Here is a 26,800-nt window from a genome sequence, read left to right on the forward strand (position 1 = left end):
GCCGAGCCCGGATTACCGCTTCACGGTGGAGTGACGTGTCAGGTACTCGTACGGTAGGGACATGACGACCGCAGAAAGCGAAGCCCGCCCCGCCATACAGCGGCCGCCGGAACACGTGATGGCCGTGCTGGAGACGATCAGGGAGTGGGAGGCCGCCAACCCCGACTCCGCCCCCTCGGGCCAGGGAGAGGCGATTCTCTGGGCCCTGGGAAAGCGGGAGCAGGCGCCGATCAGCGGTCGTCCCTCCTCGGGATCCCCGCCCACCCTCGCGGAGGCGCGCGCCGAGATCGACGCCGCCGAGCGGGTTCCGCGCGAGGGCCGGGTCCTGCCGGCCGACGGGGTGATCAGCACCCTGAACTGGTTGATCGGCGCCAAGGACGGCCTGCCCATCCCCGGCCGCCGCTCCTCGGAAGGCTGGGGACACCTGGTCGGCGGGCGTGGCGTGATCCTGCGCACCGAGGACGAGATCGCCGCCGTCGCCGAGCTGGCCCGCCAGGGCCGGCCCAACGCCGCGGGCGAGTGGGAGAAGGAGTGGTGCGCGGGCACCGTCGCCGTGTGCGAATGGGTGCTCGGCACCCGCAGGAAGTCCCCGGTCCGCAACACGCCTCGCCCCATGCACGGACCGACCGGCCTCAACCTCGGCATGGAGGAGAGCGCGGCCGAGGACGTGTCCCGGCAGCTCGGCCGGGGGCGCCAGCACTCTCCCGGATACGGTGACGGGGTCATCAGGACGATCCGCTGGCTGCGCGGGCAGATCATGGTCCCGCCGGTCAACGAGCGGGGAAACCCCGTTCCCGGCATGCGCTGACCCCGCTCCCCCGCGTCTCCCTTCTCCCCACGTTTCGCCGCGTTTTCCCGCGACACACGATCGGCCCGGACCGCCCCAGGGGTGTCCGGGCCACCTGTCGTGTCACCCCGGGCCGTGGCCTCTGCCGTACCTCTCCGGGCCGTGGCCGCCTGTCATGTCGTCCCGGCTCCCGACCGCCTGTCATGTCATCCCAGGCCGCGGCTGCTCTCCCGGAGGATCACCTCACCGGTCACGGCCTCGGCCCGGACCTCCTCGGACGGGCCGAGGGCGAGCTCCAGCGCACGGGCGCCCATGTCGGCGAGCGGCAGCCGCACCGTGGACAGCGAGGGAACCAGGTCGCGCAGGGTGGAGATATCGTCGAACCCGGCCACGGACACGTCCTCGGGCACCCGGACGCCCCGGTCTCTGAAGGAGGCGAGGGCGCCCACCGCCATCACGTCGTTGACGGCGAAGACGCACGTGACCCCGGAGGTCCGGGTGGCCGCCGCGTAGCCGCCCTCCCGGTCGAAGGTGCCGTGCAGGACTCGCGGCGCGGGCAGGCCGAGCTCCTCCAGCGCGCCGGCGAAGCCCTCCACCCTGTCCCTGGGCGCGATCAGCCAGTCGGGCCCGGCGAGGATCGCGAAGTTCCGGTGCCCCAGCCCGGCGAGAGCGCGGGCCAGTTCGGCGGCGCCCCGGCGGTTGTCCGGCACCACCGTGTCGACGCCGAGCAGATCCTGGCCCACGCAGGCGACCCGGCCCCCGGACTCCCGGTAGCGGTCGAGCTCCGCCCGGAGCCTCTGGGTCGTCCGCGGGTCGGTGACCCGGGAGCCGACGAGCAGCACGGCACGGACCCGCTGCGCGTTGAGCGTCGAGACATAGGCGATCTCCCGCTCGGGGTCACGGTGGGTGGTGCCGATCATGACCATGAGCCCCTGGCTCTCGGCGACCCGCATCGCCCCGTCGGCGATCGCGGCGAAGTAGGGGTCGGTGAGGTCGTGGACGACCAGGCCGATCACGTTGCTCGCACCCCTGGCGAGGGTCTGCGCGGCCACGTTGGTGCGGTATCCCAGCTCGGCGGCGGCCAGCTCCACCTTGGCCCGCAGGGGTGCGCCCACCTGCCGGGTGCTGCCGTTGAGCACCCGTGACGCCGTGGCGAGCGAGACGCCCGCATGCCGGGCGACATCCTCAAGCGTGACCACCGACAACCTCCTGGAAAGCGTTTTCCAAAGTCTGTCAGAGTTACCCTCGCCCCGCACCCCGGACACGGGCCCGCGAGGTGGGGCGTGAGCCCGCACACTCCTGGGGACAACTTACCCACCTCCCGTCCACCCGGCCGCACCAAACCTTGTTACTGACGAGTAGCATGGTGGGGAAGCCATCCAGCAACGAGGAGCGAACCCGTGCCTTCGTCTCGTGACGTCGTATTCGTCGACGGTGTGCGCACACCATTCGGCAGGTCGGGCCCCAAGGGCCTGTACGCCGAGACGCGCGCCGACGACCTGGTGATCCGCGTCATCCGCGAGCTGATCCGGCGAAACCCGAATCTGCCTCCCGAGCGCGTCGACGAGGTGGCCATCGCGGCCACCACGCAGATCGGCGACCAGGGCCTCACCCTCGGCCGCTCCGCCGCGATCCTGGCCGGGCTGCCCAAGACCGTGCCCGGCTACTCGATCGACCGTATGTGCGCGGGCGCGATGACCGCGGTGACCTCGGTCGCCGGCGGCATCGCCTTCGGCGCCTACGACGTCGCGATCGCCGGTGGCGTCGAGCACATGGGCCGCCACCCCATGGGCGAGGGCGTCGATCCCAACCCCCGGTTCCTGGCCGAACGGCTCGTGAACGAATCCGCCCTCGTCATGGGCATGACCGCGGAGAACCTCCACGACCGCTACCCCTCCATCACCAAGGACCGCGCGGACGCCTTCGCCCTCGCCTCCCAGGAGAAGGTCGCCAAGGCGTACGCCGACGGCAGGATCCAGCAGGACCTGGTCCCGATGGCGACCAGGTCCGCCGAGAAGGGCTGGGGGCTGGCCACGGCCGACGAGGCCCCCCGCCCCGGCACCACGCTGGAGGGCCTCGCCGGGCTGAAGACCCCGTTCCGCCCGCACGGCCGGGTCACCGCGGGCAACGCCTCCGGCATCAACGACGGCGCCACCGGCTGCGTCGTGGCCGCCGCCGACGTCGCCGAAGAGCTCGGCCTCGCGCCGAAGATGCGCCTGGTCTCGTACGCCTTCGCGGGCGTGGACCCGGAGGTGATGGGTGTCGGGCCGATCCCGTCCACCGAGCGGGCCCTGCGGCTGGCCGGGCTCTCCGTCTCCGACATGGGACTGTTCGAGATCAACGAGGCGTTCGCCGTGCAGGTGCTGGCGTTCCTCGAACACTTCGGCATCGCCGACGACGACCCCCGGGTGAACCCCTACGGCGGCGCCATCGCCTTCGGCCACCCGCTCGCCTCCTCCGGGGTGCGTCTGATGACGCAGCTCGCCCGCGAGTTCGGGGAGCGCCCCGACGTCCGCTACGGCGTGACCACGATGTGCGTGGGCCTGGGCATGGGCGGAACGGTCATCTGGGAGAACCTCGGCTGGGAGGGCGAGAAGTGACGGACAACAAGACGAACAGCGAGACGGACATCACGCGGCTCTTCGCCGACGAGGTCGTCACCCGGGCGGCCGTGCGCGACGTGGAACTGCCCTACGGGGCGGGCACCATGGCCCTGATCACGCTGGACAACGGCTTCGATCACACCAAGCCTTCGACGTTCGGCCCCGCCGGGCTGACCTCGCTGGGCGAGGCCCTGGACGCGGTCGCCGCACGCGGCGACCTGGCGGCCGTGGGTGTCGTCGGCAAGCCGTTCGTCTTCGCCGTCGGCGCCGACCTCAAGGGCGCCGCGCTGGTCTCCGAGCGCGAGCAGGCGCTGCTGATCGGCAGGCTGGGGCACGACGTGTTCCGCCGTCTCGGCGAGCTGGACGTGCCCTCGTTCGCGTTCGTCAACGGCGCGGCCATGGGCGGCGGCCTGGAGGTCGCGCTGCACTGCACCTACCGGACCATCTCCTCGGGCGTGGCCGCGGTGGCACTTCCCGAGTGCTTCCTCGGCCTGGTCCCCGGCTGGGGCGGCACCCAGCTGCTGCCCCGGCTGATCGGCCCGGCCGCGGCCGTCAAGCTGATCGTCGAGAACCCGCTCGCGCAGAACCGCATGATCAAGGGCGGGGAGGCGTTCGCGCTCGGCGTCGCCGACGCGATGTTCGAGCCCGCCGACTTCCTGGAGGAGTCGCTGCGCTGGGCCGCCCAGGTGCTGCGCGGCGAGGTGACGGTCTCCCGCACCGACCACACCGGGGACGACTGGGCCAAGACGGTCGCCGACGCGCGCTTCCTGCTCGACATGAGGCTGCACGGCGCCTCCCCGGCCCCCTACCGGGCGCTGGAGCTGGTCGAGCTGGCCCGCACCGCGTCGCGCGACGAGGGGGTCGCCGCCGAGGACGAGGCCCTCGCCGACCTCCTCATGGGCGACGAGCTTCGCGCCGGCCTGTACTCCTTCGACCTGGTCCAGCGGCGGGCCAAGAAGCCCGCGGGCGCCCCCGACAAGGCGCTGGCCCGCAAGGTGACCAAGATCGGCGTCGTCGGCGCGGGCCTGATGGCCTCGCAGATGGCGCTGCTGTTCGCGCGCCGCCTGGAGGTCCCGGTCGTGCTGACCGACCTCGACCAGGACCGCCTCGACAAGGGCGTGGGATACGTCCACGCCGAGGTGGACAAGCTGCTCGGCAAGGGGCGCCTCTCCGCCGACCAGGCCAACCGGCTCAAGGCCCTGGTGACCGGCTCGCTGACCAAGGACGCGTTCGCCGACGCCGACTTCGTCATCGAGGCGGTCTTCGAGGACATGAAGGTCAAGCGGAAGGTGTTCGCCGAGGTGGAGGAGGTCGTCTCCGCCGAGTGCGTGCTCGCCACGAACACCTCCTCGCTGTCGCTGACCGAGATGGCCTCGGGGCTGCGCCACCCGGAGCGCGTCGTGGGCTTCCACTTCTTCAACCCGGTCGCGGTGATGCCGCTGCTGGAGATCGTGCGGGGAGCGAAGACCGACGACGCGACGCTCGCCACGGCCTTCTCCGTCGGACGGTCGCTGAAGAAGTCGTCCGTGCTGGTCAAGGACGCGCCCGCGTTCGTGGTCAACCGCCTGCTGACGCGCTTCATGGGCGAGGTCATCGGCGCCGTCGACGAGGGCACCCCGCTTGAGGTCGCCGACCACGCGCTGGACGGGCTGGGCCTGCCGATGACCCCGTTCGCGCTGCTGCAACTCGTCGGCCCCGCCGTGGCGCTGCACGTCGCCGAGACGATGCACGAGGCCTTCCCCGCCCGCTACGGGGTGTCGGAGAACCTCGCCCGGCTCGTCGCGGCGGGCAGGCCCGGTGTCTACGCGCCGGACTTCTCGCTGGACCCCGAGGCGGTCGCCCTCTTCGCCGGCGGCACCTCCCCGTCGACGGCGGAGGAGGTGCGGCTGCGGGCGCTGCGGGCGCTGGCCGAGGAGATCCGCCTCATGCTCCAGGAGGGCGTGGTCTCCGCTCCCCAGGACATCGACCTGTGCATGATCCTCGGTGCGGGCTGGCCGTTCCACCTGGGCGGCGTCACCCCGTACCTGGACCGGACGGGCATCGCCGAGCCGCGATTCCTGCCGCCGGGCGTGGCCTCGGTCCCCGCCTGACGTCTCCTTCTCGCGGCCCCTTCCCTCGGGAACGGGCCGCGAGAAGGAGATCACCGCGAGTGCTCCGAGAGCCTGCTGTGCCGGTAGCCGTACCCGAAGTAGAGCAGGATCCCGAGCAGCATCCACACCACGAACCTGAGCCAGGTCTCCACGGGGAGGTTGAGCATCAGGTAGACGCAGGCGAGCACCGACAGGACGGGAACCAGCGGCACCAGCGGGGTGCGGAAGGAACGCGGCAGGTCGGGGCGGGTGCGGCGGAGGATGACCACCGCGATCGAGACCATCACGAACGCGAAGAGCGTGCCGATGTTGACCAGCTCGGCGATGGTGGACAGCGGCACCAGCCCGGCCAGGGCCGCGACGACGACGCCCATCATGATGGTGATGACGTAGGGGGTCCGGTATTTGGGGTGCACCTTGGCCAGCCCGCTCGGCAGCAGGTGGTCGCGGCACATGGCGAACATCACCCGCGACATGCCCATCATGAGGATCATCACGACCGTCGTGAGACCGGCCAGCGCGCCGACGCTGATCAGCGACGCGGCCCACGTCTGGCCGACCGCCTTGAACGCGTCGGCGAGCGGCGCCGCCTCGCTGAGCTGACCGTAGGGCTGCATTCCGACGACGACCAGGGAGACCGCGACGTACAGCGCCGTGCAGATGGCGAGCGAGGACAGGATGCCGATGGGCAGGTCCCGCTGCGGGTTGCGTGTCTCCTCCGCCGCGGTGGCGACCACGTCGAAGCCGATGTAGGCGAAGAACACGATGGCCGCGGCACTGAAGATGCCCAGCACCCCGTACGCCACCGGGCTGATCCCGAACAGCACCTGGATCAGCGGCGCGGACAGCCCCTCCACGGCCGGGGTCGCCTTCGACGGCGGGACGAACGGCGAGTAGTTGGCGCCCCTGACGAAGAACAGCCCGGCCACGACGACCAGCAGGATCACCGCGAGCTTGATCGTGACGATGATCAGGTTGAACCGGGACGACAGCTTGATCCCGACGACCAGGATCGCGGTGAGAACCAGCACGATCAGCGCGGCGGGCAGGTTGAACGCCGCCCCCTCCCCCGCGATCGTCTCCGGCAGTGTCATCCCCAGGGACGCCAGCAGCGAGGTGAGGTATCCCGACCAGCCGACCGCGACGACCGCGGCGCCGAGCATCATCTCCAGCGTGAGGTCCCAGCCGATGATCCAGGCGGGAAACTCACCGAGGGTGGCGAACGCGAAGGTGTAGGCGGATCCCGCCACCGGGACGGTGGAGGCGAACTCGGCGTAGCAGAGCGCCGCCAGCGCGCAGACGATGCCCGCGACCACGAAGGACAGTGCCACCGCGGGCCCTGCCATCTCCCTCGCGACCCGGCCGGTGAGTACGAAGATGCCGGTGCCGATGACGACGCCGATCCCGAAGACGGTGAGGTCCAGCGCGCTGAGGTCCTTGCGCAACCGGTGTTCCGGTGCCTCGGTGTCCGAGATCGACTGCTCCACCGACTTGACGCGCAAGACCCCCATGGCCCCTCCTCGACCGCCGGTTCTGTGTCGCAGGTCACATGCCCATTGGATCGGCGGACGAACGGCGAACCTCAAGGTTGTTTCAAAGTCGGGGTTGTCTAGGGGAAGGTCCCCGATGCCGTCCGCCGCTCCCGGCCGCGATCCTGGGGACATGCTCCTGGACATGCTGCAGTCGTCGTCTCCGTACCTGGTCGGCTCGATACTCCTCGCGGTGCTGACGGTGGCGGGCTCGCTGATACCCGGGGTCGCGGCGATCCTCGTGGCGGGGGCGGCGCTGACAGGTCCGTGGGAGATCGCGGCGGTGGCGGCCGCCGGGTGCGCCGGGTACGCCCTGTACGCCACCGGAGGCTGGCTCGTCGGCCGCCGGTACGGATCGCGGCTGCGCCTGAGCGGCCTCGGACGCAGGATCGGCGAACGGCGCTGGTCGCGGGCCGAGCGGCTGGCCACGAGCGCCGGTGCCGACACTGGCACTGGCAACGGCCCGGCCCTGGCGGCCGCCCCCTTCCTGCCCGTGACCGGCTCGCTCACCCCGATCGTCGCCGGGGCCCTGAGCGTGCCGTACGCGCGCTTCATCCGCTGGACCCTCGCTGGCGGCGCGGCCTGGGTGACCGTCTACCTGTGGCTGGGCTCCCTCGCGAGTGAGGCCCTGCAGCAGAACCGGCATCTGCTGGTGCCGATCCTCGGGTGCGTGGCGGTCGTGGTCGCGAGCCTCGTCGTGATCAACCACCGTGCCCGCCCGGCGCGCGAGGCGGCGGGCACGGGTGACGCCGACGGCTCGGGCCACACGACCGGCTCCGGCGACGCGAGCGAGCGGATCCCCGGTTGACCCGGATCGGCGCGGGCTACCGGGGATCCGCACGGTGGAGGTACCGCGCGGACGGAGGGGACGCGGTTCAGCGGCTCGGGTGCTCCTCCAGGTCCGCGGAGCGCTTCGCGATCGCCTCGGTGATCTGACGGGCGATGTCCTGCGAGGTCAGGCCGATCTCGCTGAGGATCTTCGGGCGCTTGGCGTGGTCGAGGAAGCGCTGCGGGATGCCGTACGTGCGGACCGGCACGTCCACGTCGGCGTCACGCAGCATGCGGGCGACCGCGTCGCCGACCGCGCCGACCCTGCCGTTGTCCTCGACCACCACGACCAGCTTGTGAGCGCGGGCGGCCGGCACCAGGGCCTCGTCCAACGGCTTGACCCAGCGCGGGTCGACCACCGTGGCGGAGATGCCCTGGGCGTCGAGCAGGTCGGCGGCCTCCAGGCACAGCTCGGCCATCGGCCCCACGGACACGAGCAGCACGTCGGGGTCGCCCGCGCGCAGCACGTCCATCCCGCCGAGGCGTCCGACCGCCTCGGTCTCGACGGCCACCGCCCCCTTGGGGTAGCGCACGACGCTCGGGCCGTCGTCGATCTCCACGGCCTCGGCCAGCAGCTCGCGCAGGCGGGGCTCGTCGCGGGGAACGGCGACCGACAGGCCCGGGACGACCTGCAGGATCGACAGGTCCCACATGCCGTTGTGGCTGGCGCCGTCGTCGCCGGTGACGCCTGCCCGGTCGAGCACGACCGTGACCGGGAGCCGGTGCAGGGCGACGTCCATCAGGAGCTGGTCGAAGGCCCGGTTGAGGAAGGTGGCGTAGACGGCCACCACCGGGTGCAGACCGCCGAGCGCCAAACCGGCGGCGCTGGTCAGGGCGTGCTGCTCGGCGATACCGACGTCGTAGAGACGGTCGGGGTAGGCCTCGGAGAACGGGATGAGGCCGGTGGGGCCGAGCATCGCGGCGGTGATCGCCACAATGTCGCGCCGCTCGGCGCCCAGGCGCACCATCTCCTGGCCGAAGACGTTGGTCCAGCCGTGCGGCTTCGGCTTCTCCTCACCGGTGAGCGGGTCGAAGACGCCCGGCGAGTGGAAGCAGTCCTCGTCGTGGTTCTCCGCCGGTGAGTAGCCGAAGCCCTTCTTGGTGAGCACGTGCACGATGACCGGGCGGCGGAAGTCGCGGGCCCTGCGCAGTGCGGACTCCACGGCCTGCTCGTCGTGGCCGTCGACGAGGCCGATGTACTTCAGGCCGAGGTCCTCGAACATGACCTGCGGGGCGAGGACGTCCTTGAGGCCCTTCTTGACGCCGTGCAGGGCGTCGTAGACGGGGGCGCCGACCACGGGGACCCTCGTCAGGTTGCCCTTGACGAACTCGAGCACGTCCTCGTAGCGCTGATCGGTGCGCAGGGAGGCCAGGTGCGAGGCGAGTCCGCCGATGGTCGGCGAGTAGGAGCGGCCGTTGTCGTTGACCACGATGATCAGTGGCAGGTCCTTGCGCGCCGCGATGTTGTTGAGCGCCTCCCAGGCCATACCGCCGGTGAGCGCCCCGTCCCCGATCACCGCGACGACCGTGCGGTCGACCTCGCCGCGCAGCCGGTACGCCTTGGCCAGGCCGTCGGCGTACGACAGCGCGGTCGAGGCGTGCGAGTTCTCGATGATGTCGTGCTCGGACTCGGCCTGGCTCGGGTAACCCGACAGGCCGCCTTCCTGGCGAAGCGTGTCGAACTGCCCGGCCCGGCCGGTGAGCATCTTGTGGACGTACGCCTGGTGACCGGTGTCCCACAGGATGCGGTCGTGCGGCGAGTCGAAGACCCGGTGCATCGCGATCGTCAGCTCGACGACGCCGAGGTTGGGACCGAGGTGGCCGCCGCTGCGGGCGGTGGAGGCGATCAGGAGGTCCCTGATCTCTGCGGCGAGGACCGGTAGCTCGTCCGCCGCCAGGCGCTTGAGGTCCTCTGGCCCCTTGACCGACTCCAGAAGATTTCCAGGCTGCCCGGTCCGCTCGCTCACGGAATCATCCCCTCTGTCCAGTCAACGTCACGACGAGTCTAGTTGCGATGGGGGACGCAACCCCCAGGAGCGGCGATTCTGCACGTTTTATCCACAGTTGCAATAACCTTTGCCTCACCATGAAAACTCTCCCCTTTAGGCAACTATCATCGCTTGTTGCCGTCTCGTTGACGTTTGCCCTGGTGATGACCCTGGACACAGCCGGCGCCTCCGCCTCGTCGGCCACCGCGACCTTGGCCTCGCAGCAGGTCGCGCCGACCGTCGAGACGGCACAGGGTACGGCCACCTCCGCGGGGAGGCAGGCGCCCCCGCGCGGCCGGGCCGCCGCGACGGCGAGCCCTCTTTACCGCACCGGCACCCTGCCCACGATGCGTTGCCAGGCCGGACAGATCCGCGCGGGGAGCGCGGCCTCCTACCGGACCTTCGTCACCAAGACGGTTCGCTGTCTGAACCGGGCCTGGAAGACCCAGTTCAAGAAGACGAACCTGTCGTTCTCCCACCCCAACCTCCGCTTCTCCTCCACCACCAAGGTGACCACCCCCTGTGGTCGGTGGCCCAGCAGCGCCGGGGGGATGTACTGCTCCAGCAACCGCACCATCTACATCGGTGTCACGCGTGAGGTCCTGAAGAACCCCTTCGTGCCCAACCACGCCCAGTTCATCGCCCACGAGTACGGCCACCACGTGCAACACCTCGCGGGGATCATCAACTACTACAGCAGCAGCATCTGGCGGGCCTCCTCGTCCACCAAGCTCGCCTTCTCCCGCCGCCTCGAACTGCAGGCCGACTGCCTCGGCTCCGCCTTCCTGCGTCAGGCCGCCGACGACCTCCCGGTCGATCCGGCGCACTGGGACGCGATGGTCAGCTGGGTCCGCGACAACGGGCACAAGAACTGGCCCAAGAACGACCACGGCAAGGGCCGCAGCCAGGCCTACTGGATGGAGCGCGGCTTCAACGCGGGCTCCCCTTCCGCCTGCAACACCTGGTCGGCCCCGACCGGTCGCGTCGCCTGACCCCGGCACACCCCGCACCACCTGACCCTCGGCACGAACCCCGCGATATGCGGCCATGCTTTCCAAGCATGGCCGCATATCGGCTTTACCCCCTCTTGAACCTTCCCTAGGGTTGGGCATCATGCGCATCCCCCTTATCGCACTGCTCTCCGGCGTGCTCGTGAGCACGCTGCTCGCCGGTACGGCGGGCGCGGAGATCAGCGGCGGGCGGCTCGCGCCCGTGCCCACGGGCCAGGCCGCCCTGACCGCCAACCCGATCTACAAGACGGGCAAGCTCGAACCGGACGCCTGCCCTGAGCAGCCGGTCTACAACGACGACCGGGAGAGCGCGGAGATCTATCTCGACTTCGCCCTGGACTGCCTCAACGAGGGCTGGGAGTACCAGTTCGCCAAGGTGAAGCTGCCCTTCTCCAAGCCCAGGTTCGCGGTCACCTCGCGCATCGGCGTCCCGACCGGCTGCGGCAAGTTCCCCAAGGACGCCCAGGCGGTCTACTGCCCGGCGAACAAGAAGATCACCTTCTACCTCAACAAGGACATCCTCTCCCAGGCGACCGAGCTGTTCCTGCTGCAGACCCTGGCCCACGAGTACGGCCACCACGTCCAGCAGCTCTCCGGGATCATGACGGCCTTCGCCTCACGGGACTACAAGAACGAGAAGGCGGTGCTGCGCGAGCTGCGCAAGATCGAGCTCCAGGCCGAGTGCCTGAGCGGCGCCTTCATCGGCAGCATCTGGCACTCCCTGAACCGTGAGGAGTCGGACTTCAAGTACGTCCTGAGCGCCGCCTACAGCACGGCCACCCACGGGACCGCCAAGAACGTCGCCTACTGGGTGACCCGCGGTTTCGACCAGGAGACCCCCGGCTCCTGCAACACCTTCTCCGCCCCCAGGTCCAAGGTCGCCTGACCCCCTCCCCCTTCTTCTCGCGACCACCCGCCGCCGTTCCCGCGAACACGCGACGGGTGGTCGTTCTTTTCCTCCCGGTGTAAGCCACATCCTCCGGGGGTGCGAAACCCACCCCCTGCCACCGGCCGACGCGAGACAACCGCAGAACGCGAACACGAGTGGCGACGAACCCATGACGTTCAGTAGTCTGGCGACGCCGCCTGAACACCCCTCCCCGTGAGCGCCCTCCACGCCAAGGAGCCAGGTCCGGTCCCCCCGCTGGTACACAGGGCAAGGAGAAAGACGATTGGACACGACCGACATCCGCTTGCGCGTCCTGGAGACAGACGTGGCCGCGCTCCGCGCGCAGAGCCAGGAGAGCAAGGTGATCAACGCAGGGATCCTGGATGTCCTGAAAGACCTGCGAACCGTGACAACGGAACTCTGGACGGAGATGACCGGCTTCCGCACGGAGATGACCGGTTTCCGTACGGAACTCACAGGCTTCCGCACGGAACTGGACGAGCTCCGCACCGGCCAGGACAGTCTCCGGGCAGAGGTGGCCGGCCTCCGCACGGACATGACCGGCCTCCGCACGGACATGACCGACCTCCGCACGGACATGACCGACCTCCGCACAGAGATGACCGACCTCCGCACCGGCCAGGACGAACTGCGCGCCGAGATGCGCACCGGCCACGCCGAGCTCCGCGAGGAGATCTCCGTGGTCAAGCGCTCCGTCGGAAACCTCGAGCTCTCCATGAAGCGCGTCGAGGGTGACGTCGCCGAGCTCAAGGCCGGTCACATCGAGCTGCGCCACCTGGTCGCGGACCTCGTCAAGTAACACCCGCACCGCCGCCGGCACCCGTGGCCCCGGGTGCCGGCGGCCCGGCTTCCGTGAGTCATCCGACCCCACCCCGGGTCACACGATCGGCGCTCTACCCTTTGCGGGCGAGCAGGTGGATCTCCTGGAACTGCCGTCGGTCGGTGGGCTGAGGCTGACGCACCATCCGGCCCACCTCGGCGAGCCCGGACTCGCGCAGCGTCGCGGCGAGGTGATCCGGCCACCACCGGTAGGCCGGTGCGACCGCGTGGTCGAAGACCTGTGTCGGGTGAGACGGATCATCGCTCGCCGAAAAGCCGATCAGAAGGTGACCGCCGGGTGCCAGCACGCGGTGGAACTCCGCCAAGATGACGGGGAGTTCTCGCGGTGGCGTGTGGATGACGGACCACCGTGAGAGTACGCCGCCCAGCACGCCGTCGGCGATGTCCAGCGCGGCCATCGAGCCCACATCGAACCGCAGGCCCGGATAGGCGTGCCGAGCCAATTCGATCATCGCGGGGGACGTGTCAACACCGAACACCGCCAGTCCCAGCTCATCCAGATAAGCAGTGATGTGGCCGGGTCCGCACCCCAGGTCCGCGACCTGACCGTCGCCGCTCGCGCCCACAACCTCGGCGAAGGCACCCAGGATCGCGCGGTCCATGGGCCTGTCACGCAACTCTTCGCGGAACAACTGCGCGTACAGGGGGGCGGCGGCATCGTAGGCCGCACGGGTGGCATCGAGGACATCGTGTTCAACCATGCCCGCGACAGTAGTTCCTGGCACCCAGGCAAGCCCGCGACGGCGCGGCGCCCGGTGGCGGTTTCCCCGGCAGTTCGGATGGGGGCCGAAAGTTTCAGTGCCGTCCTGGCGTTTCCCCACCCCGGAAAGCGCTTGCTTGACACCCCGGGCCCCGGACCCAAAGCTGCGCGGAGCGCTCCCATGGCGTGTGGGGGCGCGCATGAGCTCCCACACGCATCGGAGGGAACCAACGTGCGCCACAGAAAAGCGCTGCTGTCGGCCACGGCCGGGGTGCTGGTCGCGGGCCTCGGCCTGGGCCACCTCACCGGCCTCGCCGGCGCCGCCGTCACGGGCCCGGCCTTGAGCGTCGACCTGACCGACCGGCACGCGATCAGCCCCGACATCTACGGCATGAACTTTGCCGACGAGTCGCTCGCCCGCGACCTGCGGCTGCCGATCCACCGCTGGGGCGGCAACCACACAACCCGCTACAACTTCCGCAACGACACCACCAACCGGGCCTCGGACTGGTACTTCGAGAACATCCCCAACGACAACCCCAGCCCCGACGACCTGCCGGACGGCTCGGAGACGGACAGGTTCGTCGAACGGAACAGGGCGACCGGCACCCAGAGCATCCTCACCGTGCCGCTGCTGGGTTGGGTGGCCAAGGAACGGGCCAAGGCGTGCGGGTTCAGCGTCGCCAAGTACGGCGAGCAGCAGTCCGTCGACCCGTGGGCCACCGACTGCGGCGACGGCAAGAAGCCCGACGGCACGCCGATCACCGGCAACGACCCGGAGGACACCTCCGTCGAGGTCGGCCCGCAGTACGTCAAGGACTGGATCGCCCACCTCAAGGGCAGGTACGGCTCCGCCGCCACCGGCGGGGTGAAGTACTACAACCTCGACAACGAGCCCGACCTGTGGCACTCCACCCACCGGGACGTGCGCTCCACGGGACTGGGCTACGACGAGCTGCGCGACCGCACCTACGAGTACGCCGCCGCGATCAAGGAAGCCGACCCGGGTGCCAAGACCCTCGGCCCGGTTGGCTGGGGCCTGAACTCGATCTTCTACTCCGGCCTCGACCAGGACACCTGCAGCAGGACGGGCTGCTGGAGCGACCCGCCCGACCGGGCGGCACACGACGGCGTCCAGCTGGGCCCGTGGTACCTGCAGCAGATGAGGGCCTACGAGCAGAAGCACGGCACACGCATCCTCGACTACTTCGACATCCACATCTACCCGCAGCAGGCCGGCGTGCACAACCAGGACGCCGGTGACGCCGCCACCCAGGAGCGTCGGCTGCGCTCCACCCGGCAGCTGTGGGACCCGGCCTACGTCGACGAGAGCTGGATCAACCAGCCGGTGCGGATGATCCCCCGGATGCGCGAGCTGGCCGCCCAGCACTACCCGGGCACCAAGGTCGCCATGACCGAGTACAGCTGGGGCGCCTACGGCCACATCAACGGCGCGCTGGCCCAGGCCGACATCCTGGGCATCTTCGGCCGCGAGCGTCTCGACCTGGCCACGCTGTGGACGGCGCCCGAGCCCACCCAACCGGTGGCGCACGCCTTCCGGATGTACCGCAACTACGACGGCGAGGGCGGCGCGTTCGGAGAGACCTCGGTCAGGGCGGCCAGTGCCGACCAGGGCAGGCTGGCCGTCTACGCCGCCGAGCGCGCTTCCGACGAGGCGCTCACCCTCGTCGTGGTCAACAAGACCGGCGAGGAGCTGACCAGCGACGTCGCGATCGCCGGCCGCACCGGCTCGTCGACCGCCCAGGTCTACCGTTACGGCGCCGCCGACCTGACGGCCATCCAGCGGGCCGCCGACCAGCCTGTGGGCGCGGACGGCTTCACCGGTACCTTCCCGGCCAACTCCATCACCACCGTCGTCATCCCGCCGGGCGGCACCGACCCCACACCCACCCCGACCCCCACGCCCACGCCGACCCCCTCAGCCTCCTGCAAGGTCACCTACACCGTCGTCAACCAGTGGCAGGGCGGCTTCCAGGCCGGTGTGAAGATCACCAACCTGGGCACCACCCCGGTCAGCGGCTGGAAGGTCGGCTGGACCTTCGCAGAAGGCCAGAGGGTCACCCAGTCCTGGAACGGCACCCACGCCCAGAACAGCGCGGCCGTCACCGTCACCAACGCCTCCTGGAACGGCACCCTCGCCGCGGGCGGCGGCAGCGCCGAGTTCGGCTTCCTGGCGAGCCTGACCGGAACCGCCAACGACAGACCCACCGCCTTCACCCTCAACGGCACCCCCTGCTCCACCGCCTGACCAGCCAGTTTTCCGCACAACGGGTCCGTCGGCCGATCTCGCTCGGAGAGGGGAACCCGCGTGGGGTCAGGAACCGGCGCGGGCGAGGACTTCGAGGGGGTCGGCGAGGACCTGGGAGAAGGCCAGTTCGGCGGCGCCGACGAGAGTGGCGTCATCGCCGAGGGCCGAGGTGCGCAGGCGCAACTGCTCACGGCACGGAGGCAGGGCGTCGAGGGCGAGGCGGCTGCGCACCTGTGCGGCGGAGCCGAGGTAGATCTCCCTGAGCGTGCCCCCGAAGACGACCATGTCGGGGTTGAACAGGTTGACGAGGTTGGAGACGCCCAGGCCGAGCCAGTCGCCGACGCGGCTCAGCGCCGCCTGCGCGACGACGTCTCCGCGGTCGGCGGCGTCGACCGCGGCGCGGACGGCGTCCCTGCCGACCTGGGAGCCGAAACGGCCGGCGGCCTCCAGGAAGGCGCGCTCTCCGACCTCCGCCTCCAGGCACCCGTGCGAGCCGCACCCGCAGAGGCGGCCCTTGTCGGGGTTGACGATCATGTGTCCGACCTCGCCGCCGAAGCCCAGGTGGCCGCCGAGCAGCTGACCGTTGACGATCACTCCCCCGCCGATGCCGACGTCACCGTGGAGGTAGACGAGATCGCGGCAGCCGACACCGACACCTCGGGTCTGCTCGGCGAGGGCGGCGAGGTTGGCGTCGTTGCCGACGGTGACCGGCAGGCCGAGAGCGAGCCGGCGGGCCATCTCGTCGGCGAACGGCACGTCCTCCACGGTGACCATGTTGGGACCGAACCTGACGACCCCGTCGCCGCGGCCCACTCCCCCGGAGAACGCCGCCGCCACCCCGACGCACACCGTGTCCGGCCGTGTTTTGCGGTGCATCTGCCGGGCGAAGGCGGCGAGCGGACCGACGATCTCCTCAAGGGAGAAGTCCCCGCGCCGCCGTACCGTCTCGCGGCGGTCGAGGATGGTGCCGCCCAGACCGACGCGGGCGGCGACCAGCCGGTCGACGCCCACGTCGAAGGCGAACACGTAGACCCGCGCCGACTCGGGGCGGACCACCAGGGACGGACGTCCCGCCCTGCCCGTCTCCCTGGGGAGCTCCTCCCTGACCAGCCCGGCGGCGGTCAGATCGGCGGTGAGGGCCATGATGGTGCTGCGGTTGAGGCCCATCCGGTTGGTGAGTTCCGCACGCGAGGTGGGCCCGCTCAGATGGACGTGCCGGAGCAGGGCCCCAAGGTTGTGACGCCTGATCTCCTCTTGGGAGGGACCTGCCCGCATGGCGTGGTGTTCCTTCGGTGAATCGGAGTCGCTGGTCACCTTAGGCCGGTGGCGGCCGCCCGCTTGCGAGACAGGGCGTCCACCACGGCGGCGAGCAACAGGACAGAGCCGGTCACCATGAACTTCACACCGGAGCTGTAACCCATCAGGCCCATACCGTTCTCGATGACCGCGACCACGGCGCCGCCGAGGATGGCGTCCAGCACCCGGCCCTTGCCGCCGAACAGGCTGGTGCCGCCGATGACGGCTGCGCCGACAGCGTAGAGCAGCACGTTGCTGCCACCGGTGTTGGGGTCGACGGAACTGGCCCGCGAGGCGGCGATGACGCCGCCGACCGCGGCCATGGAAGAGCAGATCATGAAGGCGCTGATCTTCATCCGGTCGACGTTGATACCCGCCCGGCGCGCGGCCTCGGCGTTACCGCCGACCGCGTACAGATGCCGGCCGTACGCCGTGCGGCGGAGCACGAACGTCAGGACCAGCAGCAGGACCACGATGATGGGGACCACGAGCGGCATGCCCGCCAGGGAGACGACGGCGACGTTGCGGCTGCGCTCGATGTTGAGGAAGTAGACCGCGAGGCCGCCGAGCAGAGCGAGGGCGCCGACCCGCACCGCGATCAGCGAGATCGGGTCGGAGGTCAGCCCTCGGGCGGCACGCTTCTGGGAGCGCACCAGCTGGAGTCCGGCGTAGGCGGCGACGCCCACGGCCAGCAGGATCCAGCCCAGCGTGGGCGGCAGGTTCTTGTTCGCGATCGAGAGGATGGTCTCGTCGCGGATGGCGATGATGGTGCCGCCCTTGACGAGCAGCAGGACCAGTCCCTGGAAGGCGAGGAAGGCCGCGAGCGTCACCACGAACGACGGGATGCCGAGTTTCGCGACGATGGAGCCGATCGTGGTGCCGATCACCACACCGGTGAGGATCGCCGCGCCCACCGCCACGTACCAGGGCAGCCCCTGGCTACTGAGCATGATCGCGAGCACCGCGGCGCAGACCCCGCTGGCGAAGCCCGCCGACAGGTCGATCTCACCGAGGAGCAGCACGAACACCAGGCCCATGGCGATCACGGTGACCGCGGCGCCCTGGGTGAACAGGTTGGCGAAGTTTCCCGCGGTCAGGAAGGCGGGGCGCAGGATGGCGAAGACCGTGCAGAGCACCACGAGGCCGAACACCGCGGGCAGCGCGCCCATGTCGCCTCCGCGTACCCTTTCGGCGTAGCCGCGGACGTTGCTTCTGATCGAGGGTGCCTCGGGTACGGTCTTCTGCGAGATCGTGGCGGTCATACGGTGACTCCGTTGGTGAGGCCGAGGTCCCCGCTGCGGCCAGAGGTGATCAGTTCGACGACCTGCGCGTGAGTCACGTCCGAGGTCTTGACCTGGGCCGCCATCCGGCCGAGGTAGAGGGTGGCGATCCGGTCGGACACGGCGAAGACGTCGTTCATGTTGTGGGAGATGAGCACGACGGCCAGGCCCTGGTCGGCCAGGCGCCGGACCAGTTCCAGCACCTGCGCCGTCTGGGCGACGCCGAGGGCGGCGGTCGGCTCGTCGAGGATGACGACCTTGCTGTTCCACAGCACGGCCTTGGCGATCGCCACCGTCTGACGCTGGCCGCCGGACAGGCTGGCGACGAGCTGGCGGATGGACTTGACGGTCCTGACCGACAGGCTCTCCAGGGTCTTGGCCGCCATCTCCTCCATCGTGTCCTCGTCGAGGACGATGCCGCGCTTGTGCTCGCGGCCGAGGAACATGTTCTGGACGATGTCGAGGTTGTCGCAGAGCGCGAGGTCCTGGTAGACGATCTCGATGCCCAGTTCGGCCGCGTCGCGCGGGCTGCCGATCTGGATCGGCTTGCCGTCGAAGAAGTACTCACCGGAGTCGATCGGGTGGATGCCGCCGACGCACTTGACGAGAGTGGACTTTCCTGCGCCGTTGTCGCCGACCAGCGCGGTCACCTCTCCGGCGTACGCGGAGAGGGAGACGTCGTGCAGGACCTGTACGGGACCGAAACTCTTGTCGATCCCGCGGAGTTCCAGTGCGGGGGTCATGGGGTTGTGCTCCCTGTGTTCATTTCGCGCGGCGAAGTTCGCGCGGGTCGGGCGCCTGCGAGCGGCGCCCCGCCCTGTCGCCGTCGCCGTCGCCGTCGCCGGGAGACGCTTCGCCTGCCGCGTCTTTTCGGTGTCTTCTCGGTGTCACAGGGTGGGGGATGCCGCGGTCGAGCGCGAAGGTGCGGCCGGCCGGAGAACGACCGGCCGCACCCTCCATGCCCTACTGGATTCCGGCCTCGGTGCACTTGGCGGCGAAGTCGCCGGTGCACAGCTCGTCCTTGGTCACGAAGCCGTCGGCGACGACGTCCTTGACACTGTCGAAGAAGATCGGCTGCGGGTCGAGGAGGACGGCGGGCACGTCGGCGCCGCTCTCGGTGTCCTTGACCGAGCCGGTCGCCGCGGGCTTCTCACCCTTGGCCAGGCCGATGGCGAGCTCGGCCGCCGCGTCGGCCTCCTTCTTGATCGCCTTGTAGACCGTCATGCACTGGTCACCGGCGAGGATGTTCTGCAGGCCCTGCACGGTGGCGTCCTGGCCGGTGACCGGGACCTTGCCGTTCAGGTTGTTCTTCTTGAGTACCGAGATGGCGGCGTTGCCGAGACCGTCGTTGGCGGCGAGGACGCCGGCGATCTTCGGCTGCTCGGTGAGCATCTGCTCGAAGATCGTGCCCGCCTGGGCGTTGTCCCAGTCGGGGACCGACTGGTCGGGGCCCTTGACGTAGTCGCCCGAGTCGTACTTGGGCTTGAGCACGCCGTCGTAGCCGTTCTTGAACAGCGTGGCGTTGTTGTCGGTCGGCGAGCCGTTGAGCTCGGCGACGATCGGCTTCTCGGCCTTCTTGTCGGTCAGGCACTTCACCAGACCCTCACCCTGCAGGGTGCCGACCTTGGTGTTGTCGAAGCTGACGTAGTACTGGGCGCCGCCGTTGAGGGTGAGGCGGTCGTAGTCGATGGTGGCCACGCCCTGCGCCTTGGCCTTGTCGAGCACGGCCTTGCCGGTGCCGCTGTCAAGGTTGACGATCATCAGGACCGTGGCCCCGTTGGTGATCATCTGGTCGGCGATGGTCTGGAACTGGGTCTTGTCGCCCTGGGCGTTCTGGATGTCGTAGGCGACACCCGCGGCCTTGAAGGCCTCCTCCAGGTACTTGCGGTCCGCGGTCTCCCAGCGGGCCGAGGACTTGCTGTCAGGAAGGATGACGCCGACCTTCCCCTCGGCGGCGGGTGCCGTGCTCTCCGCAGGGGCGGCGCTGGTGTCGGGGCTGTCGCTCCCGCAAGCGGTGAGGCCGAGGGTCATCGCCGCGGCGGCGGCGGTAAGGCTGAGGATCCCCTTGCGCATGGTGCACGGGTCCTTTCTTCTCTTAGAAAGACGGGGGGTACGGACGGGCGGCATGCCGAATTCGCGGGTACGGCTGTGCCGGGTCTCGGCTCACCATTCCGTTGAATGTTGTTTGCGGCAACGTATTCCGCCGTTGGCCTGGAGCGCCAGACCCTCCAGAGGTAAAGTTTGTTGTGGCCGGTAACAATCCAGAAACGCACCCTTAACCGTCTCGGGACCGTGTGCGACCCGCCAGGCCAGATGTCCCCTGACCACGATCGTCGCCGTCAAACCGGCACCGGGTCGCGCCGTGGCCCGCGACGGAGGACGCCCCCACGGTTCACGCGTGACAGCCGCGAGTGCACCTGTTCGTCCGTGATCGCCGAGGATCGCCCGTTGGTCCGATCGGCCTTTCCCTTCATTTCTCGGCCGAAGCCGACGGCGAGCCGGTCCAGAAGATCGCCGGGTACCCGTTTTGACACCCCGCATGGATAACCGCTATCTATTAGCCAACCGTTAGGGGTGACATGCAGGACGCAGTGCTGGCGATGCTCGCCAAGGAGCCGTCGCACGGATATCACTTGCACGCTCGACTGCGGCGCAGTCTTGGCCCGCTGGGCGAGTCGATGAACCGTGGCCAGATCTATGTGACGCTGGCCCGGTTGGAGCGAGCAGGGCTCGTTGTCTGCGAGCGGACGGACGGCCTGCCCGAGCGGCCGGAGCGCAAGGTCTACGCGTTGACGCCGGACGGGCAGCAACGGGTGGCCGCCTGGCTGGCCGAGGTGGGCTGGCCGAAACCAGACCTGGCGGAGTTTCATCTCAAGCTCGCCGCCGCCGCCGCTGCCCGGCTGGCCGACCCGGTGGAACTGGTGGCGGCGCAGCGCCGTGAGCTGCTGCGCCGCTTGCGTGAGGCGCAGCAGGCGGCGCTGGCCCAGCCTGCGGGGTCGGGCGCCGGCCTGCTGCTGGAAGGGGTCGTACTGCGGTTGCAGGCGGACCTGCGCTGGCTGGATGCCTGTGAACGGGCCTGGTCCAGGGCCGATGACGAGATCGAGGGTGGATGAACGTGTCAAGTGCCGCGGTCCGGACCTGCGCCCTGGTGAAGACGCATGGTCGGGGGCAGAGCCGGGTCCGCGCGGTGGACGATGTCGACCTGGAGGTGCCGCAGGGACAGACACTGGCCGTCATGGGGCCCAGCGGCTGCGGGAAGTCGACCCTGCTGCACCTGCTGGGTGGCCTGGAGCGGCCTACCGATGGAGAGGTGTGGGTGGCCGGGCGGCGCATCGACACGCTGAGCGAACGAACTCTGGCACGCATGAGGCGCCGGTCGGTGGGGTTCGTCTTCCAGGCCTTCCACCTGGTGGAGGAACTGTCGGCGGCCGAGAACGTGGAGCTGCCCGCGCTGCTGGCCGGGCACTCGCGCCGCCAGGCCAGACGGCGCGCGAGCCTGCTGCTGGAACGGGTCGGGCTCGCCGACCGCGCCCGCCACCTGCCCTCACGACTGTCCGGCGGTCAGCGCCAGCGGATCGCCGTCGCCCGTGCGCTGGTCAACGACCCGCTGGTCGTCCTGGCCGACGAGCCGACCGGCAACCTCGACACCGCGGCGACCCTCGATGTGCTGAGGATCTTCGAAGATCTGCGTGCCGGGGGGCAGACCCTCGTGGTCGTCACGCACGACGAACGGGTCGCGGCCACCGCGGACCGGCTGATCTCGATGCGCGACGGGATGTTCGTCGACGACACCCGGCTGGCCGGCTCCCACCCGCGCGGGCTCGGCGGACTGATCGGGCTGGAAGGCTGAGCGTCATGGGCCACATCATGCTCGTCGCGCGCCTGGTGCCGGCCGACGTGCGCCGGCACAAGGTCCAGGCCTTGATGCTCCTGCTCGCGGTCACCGTGGCCACCGCCACGATGGCCCTGGGCCTGTCCCTGCGCGGCGCGAGCGACACGCTGTACGAACAGACCCGGGCGGCCACCGCAGGGCCGGACGTGGTGGCGCTCTCCGGTGACACGGGCCCCGCAGTGACCTCGGCCCTGACCTCGCTGAAGAACGATCCCGAAGTGGTCGCCCACCACGGCCCCTACCGCATCGTCTACGCCACTCTCACCGCGCGCTCCTCCACCTCGTCCCCCGTCGTGGTGCACGGCTTCGCCGAGAGGCCCGGCACGCTCAACCGGCCGCTGGTGACCTCGGGGCAGTGGGTGCGCTCCGGCGGCGCGGTCCTCGAACGCGGCTTCGCCACCGCGCTGGACGTCGGCGTCGGCGACCGCGTCGTCATCGCCGGCCGGTCGTACCCCGTCGTCGGGATCGCTGTCACCGCGGCCACCTCCATATACCCCGGGGCTGCGCAGATCGGCCCGTACGGTGGTCCCAGCGACCACAGCGGCCTGGCCTGGATGACCCGGTCGGATGCCCGGGCCCTGGCGTCGTCCCAGGATCTCCCGGTGACCACGGCCCTGGACCTCAAGCTGCGCGACCCGGCCGCCACCGAGGCATTCCTGGAGGCCTCCCGTGTCGCCGCCCTCGGGGTGAACATCCACTCCTGGCAGTTCACGGCCGAGCACGACATGGTCGTCCTCAGGAACAGCCGGCCGATCCTGGTCGTCGGCAGCTGGTTACTCGGTTTCCTGGCCGTCACCGGAGTGGCGGCGCTGGCCGCGGGACGCGCCGTCGAGCAGACGCGCCGGGCCGGGCTGCTCAAGGCTGTGGGCGCCGCCCCGGCTCTGATCGCCACCGTCCTGTTCACCGAGTATCTGGCACTGGCGCTGGCCGGCGACGCGCTGGGGCTGGTGATCGCCCGCCTGGCCGTGCCCGCCGTCGCCGGCCCCACCGCCGGCCGGATCGGCGACGTGGCCGGGCCCGGCGGCGCCACCGTCGCAGCGACGACCGTCCTCGCCGTGGCGGTGGCGGTGTTGTCCACGCTGCGTCCCACGCTGCGGGCCAGTCGCACGGCGACCGTCATGGCGCTGTCCGCCACCGCGCACCAACCCCGTCACCGCCCCTGGCTCACCGCGCTGTCCGCGCTGCTGCCCACGCCGCTGCTGCTCGGGCTGCGGCTGACCGCCCGCCGGCCGGGCCGCGCCGTGCTGCAGGCGTGCTCCACCGCCACCGCGGTGATCGCGATCGTGGCCCTGCTGACCCTCTACGCCCAGCCGGAGAGAGGCTACGGTCTGGACGGCTCCTCCATCCTGCCCAACCTGCGCGGCGAGCACGACCGCCGGCTGATGCTCGCCGTCACCATCCTGGTGATCGCCCTCACCGTCGTGAACACCGTCACGTTCACCTGGACCACCGCCATGGAGGCCCGGGCGAACATGGCCGTCGCACGTGCGCTCGGCGCCACCCCCGGCCAGGTCGCCTCGGGGTTGTCCACCGCCCAGCTCCTGCCCGCGCTGGGCGGTGCCGTCGTCGGCGTCCCCGCGGGCATCGGCCTGCTCTCGCTCTTCGCCGCCGGGAACGCGGTGGACCCCCCCTTCTCCTGGCTGCTCGGTGCCACACTCGCGACTCTCCTGGCGACGGCGGCACTCACCGCCCTGCCCGCACGCCTGGCTGCCCGCCGTCCCGTGGCGCGGGCGCTCAGCGCGGAAACGGCGTGACCGGCCCCGCTCAGCGGTGGAAGCTCTGAAAGCACGGAACCGCCCGGCGGGATGGTGTCCCGCCGAGCGGTTCTCGTCCGGGGTGTGCCCCCGAGTGGGCGAGGCCGGCGTGCGGCCCCGCCCCCCCTGCTCAGCTCTTGGCGAGCAGGGAGCGCAGGACGTACTGCATGATGCCCCCGTGCCGGTAGTAGTCGGCCTCTCCGGGGGTGTCGATGCGCACGATCGCCTGGAACTCCTTGTCGTCGGCCCGCACCGTCACGGTCTGCGGGACGCCACCCTCGTTGAGTGCCTCGACGCCGATGACGTCGAAGGTCTCCTCACCGGTCAGGCCCAGCGAGCTCGCCGTCTCCCCTTCGGGGAACTGCAGCGGCAGCACGCCCATGCCGATCAGGTTGGAGCGGTGGATGCGCTCGTAGGACTCCGCGATGACGGCGCGAACGCCGAGCAGGGCGGTGCCCTTCGCCGCCCAGTCGCGCGAGGAGCCCGAGCCGTACTCCTTGCCCGCGAGGACGACGAGCGGGATGCCCGCGGCCTGGTAGTTGGCCGAGGCGTCGTAGATGAAGGACTGCGGACCACCCGGGGCGGTGAAGTCGCGGGTGTAGCCGCCCTCCACGCCGTCGAGCAGCAGGTTCTTCAGCCGGATGTTCGCGAAGGTGCCGCGGATCATGACCTCGTGGTTGCCGCGGCGCGAGCCGTAGGAGTTGAAGTCCTTGACCTCGACGCCGTGTTCCTTCAGGTAGTCGGCGGCGGGGGTGCCGACCTTGATCGCGCCCGCCGGGGAGATGTGGTCGGTGGTGACCGAGTCGCCCAGCTTCGCGAGCACCCGGGCGGCGGAGATGTCGGTCACCGGCTCCGGCTTGGGAGGCATGCCCTCGAAGTAGGGGGCCTTGCGGACGTAGGTCGAGTCCGGGTCCCACTCGAAGGTGTTGCCGGTCGGGATCGGCAGCGAGCGCCAGGTCTCGTCGCCCTTGAACACGTCGGCGTAGTCGTGCAGGAACATCTCCTGGTCGATCGAGGAGGCGACGACCGCCGCGATCTCCTCGGGCGCGGGCCAGATGTCGGCGAGGAACACCGGCTCACCGTCCGAGCCCACACCCAGCGGCTCGTTGTTCAGGTCGAGATCCATGGTGCCCGCGAGGGCGTAGGCGACGACCAGCGGCGGCGAGGCCAGGTAGTTCATCTTGACGTCGGGGTTGATCCGGCCCTCGAAGTTGCGGTTGCCCGACAGCACGGCGGTGACCGCGAGGTCGTTGTCCTGGATCGCGGCGGAGATCTCCTCCTGCAGCGGGCCCGAGTTGCCGATGCAGGTGGTGCAGCCGTAGCCGACCAGGTTGAAACCGATCTTGTCGAGGTACGGCTGCAGGCCGGAGCGCTCGAAGTAGCCGGTGACGACCTGCGAGCCGGGGGCGAGGGAGGTCTTGACCCACGGCTTGCGGGTCAGGCCCTTCTCGACCGCGTTCCTGGCGAGCAGCGCGGCGCCCATCATGACGTACGGGTTGGAGGTGTTGGTGCAGCTGGTGATCGCGGCGATCGTCACCACGCCGTGGTCGATCTCGAAGTCGGTGCCGTCGGCGAGGGTGACCCGCACCACCTTGTGCGGCCGGTCGCCGTCGTGGCCGGCCGGGTTCGGCTTGTCGCCGTTGTCCTGGCGGGAGACGGCCGGGGGGTCGGAGGCGGGGAACGACTCGCCGGTCGCCTCGTCGAGCGGGCCCTGGACGCTCGAGACGTAGTCCTTGACGGCCGCGCGCCAGGCGCTCTTGGCGTCCGACAGCGCGATGCGGTCCTGGGGACGCTTGGGGCCGGCGATCGACGGGACGACCGTGGACAGGTCGAGCTCGATGTACTCGGAGAAGACCGGCTCGGCGGCCTCGGGGTCGAGCCACATGCCCTGGGCCTTGGCGTAGGCCTCGACGAGGGCGACCTGCTCGGCGGAGCGGCCGGTCAGCGTGAGGTACTCGGTCGTCTGACCGTCGATCGGGAAGATCGCGCAGGTCGAGCCGAACTCGGGGCTCATGTTGCCGATCGTGGCCCGGTTGGCCAGCGGCACGCTGGAGACTCCGTCACCGTAGAACTCCACGAACTTGCCGACGACACCGTGCTTGCGGAGCATCTCGGTGATCGTGAGGACCAGGTCAGTGGCGGTGGCTCCGGCGGGGAGCCTGCCGGTCAGCTTGAAACCGACCACGCGCGGGATGAGCATGGAGATCGGCTGGCCGAGCATCGCGGCCTCGGCCTCGATGCCGCCCACGCCCCAGCCCAGGACGCCGATGCCGTTCTCCATCGTGGTGTGGGAGTCGGTGCCGACGCAGGTGTCGGGGTACGCGGCCAGCACGGTCTCGCCGTCGATCTCGACGCTTCGCGTCATCACGACCCGGGCGAGGTGCTCGATGTTGACCTGGTGCACGATGCCGGTGCCCGGCGGGACGACCTTGAACTCGTCGAAGGCGGTCTGGCCCCAGCGCAGGAACTGGTAGCGCTCGCGGTTGCGCTCGTACTCCCGTTCGACGTTGCGCTGGAAGGAGTCGGCCCCGCCGAAGAAGTCGACGATGACCGAGTGGTCGATGACCATCTCGGCCGGGGCGAGCGGGTTGATCCTGGCCGGGTCGCCGCCCAGGTCGCGGACGGCCTCGCGCATGGTGGCCAGGTCGACGACGCACGGGACGCCGGTGAAGTCCTGCATGATCACGCGGGCCGGCGTGAACTGGATCTCCACGTTCGGGTTCGCCTTCGGGTCCCACTGGCCGATCGCGCGGATGTGGTCGGCGGTGATGTTCGCGCCGTCCTCCGTGCGGAGAAGGTTCTCCAGAAGGATCTTCAGGCTGTACGGGAGACGCCCCGAGCCCTCCACGGCGTCCAGCCGGTAGATCTCGTATTCCGCGTCACCGACGCGGAGCGTGTCACGGCTGCCAAAGCTGTTCGCGGACACGGTTCGCCTCCCTCATCACCTGATGTCTGCCGCGCCGGCACATAGGGCGCGCTTGAATCCTGCCGCACCGCCCGAGTGCCCCGAACTGTTAGGTCTGC

Annotated in this window: 20 protein-coding genes; 11 read left to right on the forward strand and 9 right to left on the reverse strand. The window is 70.1% G+C overall.

Features of this window, described 5'->3' with window-relative positions; all coding sequences use genetic code 11:
* Positions 1-61 precede the first annotated feature (61 nt).
* A complete protein-coding gene (locus tag AB0B96_RS19015) occupies positions 62-808 on the forward strand; it encodes a hypothetical protein (RefSeq protein ID WP_350946690.1) in 747 nt (248 codons plus the stop codon).
* Positions 809-993: 185 nt separating this feature from the next.
* On the opposite strand, the gene AB0B96_RS19020 is transcribed toward AB0B96_RS19015, so the two are convergent.
* Positions 994-1,986 carry a LacI family DNA-binding transcriptional regulator gene (locus AB0B96_RS19020; RefSeq protein ID WP_362900229.1) on the reverse strand — a complete coding sequence of 331 codons (993 nt, stop codon included), beginning with the start codon at positions 1,984-1,986 and terminating at the stop codon, positions 994-996.
* A 201-nt stretch (positions 1,987-2,187) separates the two neighbouring features.
* On the opposite strand from AB0B96_RS19020, the gene AB0B96_RS19025 reads away from it, so the two are divergent.
* Together AB0B96_RS19025 and AB0B96_RS19030 are read left to right on the forward strand one after the other, a co-directional pair.
* Positions 2,188-3,387 carry a thiolase family protein gene (locus AB0B96_RS19025; RefSeq protein WP_362900231.1) on the forward strand — a complete coding sequence of 400 codons (1,200 nt, stop codon included), beginning with the start codon at positions 2,188-2,190 and terminating at the stop codon, positions 3,385-3,387.
* Positions 3,384-5,480 carry a 3-hydroxyacyl-CoA dehydrogenase NAD-binding domain-containing protein gene (locus tag AB0B96_RS19030; RefSeq protein ID WP_362900233.1) on the forward strand — a complete coding sequence of 699 codons (2,097 nt, stop codon included), beginning with the start codon at positions 3,384-3,386 and terminating at the stop codon, positions 5,478-5,480. The genes AB0B96_RS19025 and AB0B96_RS19030 overlap by 4 nt, the downstream gene beginning before the upstream one ends.
* Positions 5,481-5,530: 50 nt before the next feature.
* On the opposite strand, the gene AB0B96_RS19035 is transcribed toward AB0B96_RS19030, so the two are convergent.
* Positions 5,531-6,991, reverse strand: coding sequence for an amino acid permease (locus tag AB0B96_RS19035; protein WP_362900235.1), 1,461 nt, complete (start codon positions 6,989-6,991; stop codon positions 5,531-5,533).
* A gap of 151 nt (positions 6,992-7,142) precedes the next feature.
* Between AB0B96_RS19035 and AB0B96_RS19040 the strand changes: the two genes are divergently transcribed.
* Positions 7,143-7,817 (forward strand): VTT domain-containing protein, encoded by a 675-nt coding sequence (locus AB0B96_RS19040; protein ID WP_362900237.1) that lies wholly within the window; start codon positions 7,143-7,145, stop codon positions 7,815-7,817.
* 67 nt (positions 7,818-7,884) lie between these two features.
* On the opposite strand, the gene dxs is transcribed toward AB0B96_RS19040, so the two are convergent.
* On the reverse strand, positions 7,885-9,804 hold the full coding sequence (gene dxs, locus AB0B96_RS19045) for a 1-deoxy-D-xylulose-5-phosphate synthase (RefSeq protein WP_362900239.1): 1,920 nt from the start codon (positions 9,802-9,804) through the stop codon (positions 7,885-7,887).
* 185 nt (positions 9,805-9,989) lie between these two features.
* Here dxs and AB0B96_RS19050 point away from each other — a divergent pair, with 185 nt between their 5' ends.
* From AB0B96_RS19050 to AB0B96_RS19060, 3 genes are all read left to right on the forward strand, one after another.
* Positions 9,990-10,817, forward strand: coding sequence for a neutral zinc metallopeptidase (locus AB0B96_RS19050; RefSeq protein WP_362900241.1), 828 nt, complete (start codon positions 9,990-9,992; stop codon positions 10,815-10,817).
* 121 nt (positions 10,818-10,938) lie between these two features.
* The gene (locus tag AB0B96_RS19055) at positions 10,939-11,721 is read left to right on the forward strand and encodes a neutral zinc metallopeptidase (protein ID WP_350946682.1); all 783 of its coding nucleotides are present in this window, start codon (positions 10,939-10,941) and stop codon (positions 11,719-11,721) included.
* A gap of 286 nt (positions 11,722-12,007) precedes the next feature.
* Positions 12,008-12,544, forward strand: coding sequence for a hypothetical protein (locus AB0B96_RS19060; RefSeq protein ID WP_362900244.1), 537 nt, complete (start codon positions 12,008-12,010; stop codon positions 12,542-12,544).
* Positions 12,545-12,638: 94 nt separating this feature from the next.
* Here AB0B96_RS19060 and AB0B96_RS19065 read toward each other — a convergent pair whose 3' ends face one another.
* Positions 12,639-13,286, reverse strand: a complete 648-nt coding sequence (locus AB0B96_RS19065) for a methyltransferase domain-containing protein (RefSeq protein WP_362900246.1) — start codon at positions 13,284-13,286, stop codon at positions 12,639-12,641.
* A 231-nt stretch (positions 13,287-13,517) separates the two neighbouring features.
* Here AB0B96_RS19065 and AB0B96_RS19070 point away from each other — a divergent pair, with 231 nt between their 5' ends.
* Positions 13,518-15,554, forward strand: a complete 2,037-nt coding sequence (locus AB0B96_RS19070) for a glycoside hydrolase family 44 protein (RefSeq protein ID WP_362900248.1) — start codon at positions 13,518-13,520, stop codon at positions 15,552-15,554.
* A gap of 66 nt (positions 15,555-15,620) precedes the next feature.
* Here AB0B96_RS19070 and AB0B96_RS19075 read toward each other — a convergent pair whose 3' ends face one another.
* The 4 genes from AB0B96_RS19075 to AB0B96_RS19090 all read right to left on the reverse strand — a co-directional run bounded on the left by AB0B96_RS19075 (position 15,621) and on the right by AB0B96_RS19090 (position 20,203).
* The gene (locus AB0B96_RS19075; RefSeq protein ID WP_362900250.1) at positions 15,621-16,829 is read right to left on the reverse strand and encodes an ROK family transcriptional regulator; all 1,209 of its coding nucleotides are present in this window, start codon (positions 16,827-16,829) and stop codon (positions 15,621-15,623) included.
* A gap of 35 nt (positions 16,830-16,864) precedes the next feature.
* The gene (locus tag AB0B96_RS19080; protein WP_362900252.1) at positions 16,865-18,112 is read right to left on the reverse strand and encodes an ABC transporter permease; all 1,248 of its coding nucleotides are present in this window, start codon (positions 18,110-18,112) and stop codon (positions 16,865-16,867) included.
* Positions 18,109-18,873 carry an ATP-binding cassette domain-containing protein gene (locus tag AB0B96_RS19085; RefSeq protein ID WP_350946676.1) on the reverse strand — a complete coding sequence of 255 codons (765 nt, stop codon included), beginning with the start codon at positions 18,871-18,873 and terminating at the stop codon, positions 18,109-18,111. Before AB0B96_RS19085 ends, AB0B96_RS19080 begins: the two co-directional genes overlap by 4 nt.
* Before the next feature lie 220 nt (positions 18,874-19,093).
* On the reverse strand, positions 19,094-20,203 hold the full coding sequence (locus tag AB0B96_RS19090; RefSeq protein WP_350946675.1) for a substrate-binding domain-containing protein: 1,110 nt from the start codon (positions 20,201-20,203) through the stop codon (positions 19,094-19,096).
* 506 nt (positions 20,204-20,709) lie between these two features.
* On the opposite strand from AB0B96_RS19090, the gene AB0B96_RS19095 reads away from it, so the two are divergent.
* From AB0B96_RS19095 to AB0B96_RS19105, 3 genes are read left to right on the forward strand one after another with little or no spacing between them, the layout of a single operon-like run.
* Complete coding sequence (locus AB0B96_RS19095) at positions 20,710-21,243, forward strand: PadR family transcriptional regulator (protein ID WP_362900254.1); 534 nt, start codon at positions 20,710-20,712, stop codon at positions 21,241-21,243.
* The gene (locus AB0B96_RS19100) at positions 21,240-21,980 is read left to right on the forward strand and encodes an ABC transporter ATP-binding protein (protein WP_362900256.1); all 741 of its coding nucleotides are present in this window, start codon (positions 21,240-21,242) and stop codon (positions 21,978-21,980) included. Before AB0B96_RS19095 ends, AB0B96_RS19100 begins: the two co-directional genes overlap by 4 nt.
* A 5-nt stretch (positions 21,981-21,985) precedes the next feature.
* Complete coding sequence (locus AB0B96_RS19105; protein WP_362900258.1) at positions 21,986-23,776, forward strand: FtsX-like permease family protein; 1,791 nt, start codon at positions 21,986-21,988, stop codon at positions 23,774-23,776.
* Between the two features lie 130 nt (positions 23,777-23,906).
* Here AB0B96_RS19105 and acnA read toward each other — a convergent pair whose 3' ends face one another.
* Positions 23,907-26,702 carry an aconitate hydratase AcnA gene (gene acnA / locus AB0B96_RS19110; protein WP_362900260.1) on the reverse strand — a complete coding sequence of 932 codons (2,796 nt, stop codon included), beginning with the start codon at positions 26,700-26,702 and terminating at the stop codon, positions 23,907-23,909.
* Positions 26,703-26,800: the final 98 nt, after the last annotated feature.

Origin of the sequence: Streptosporangium sp. NPDC049046 (assembly GCF_040649155.1) — a bacterium.
In the GTDB taxonomy this organism is placed as follows: domain Bacteria; phylum Actinomycetota; class Actinomycetes; order Streptosporangiales; family Streptosporangiaceae; genus Streptosporangium.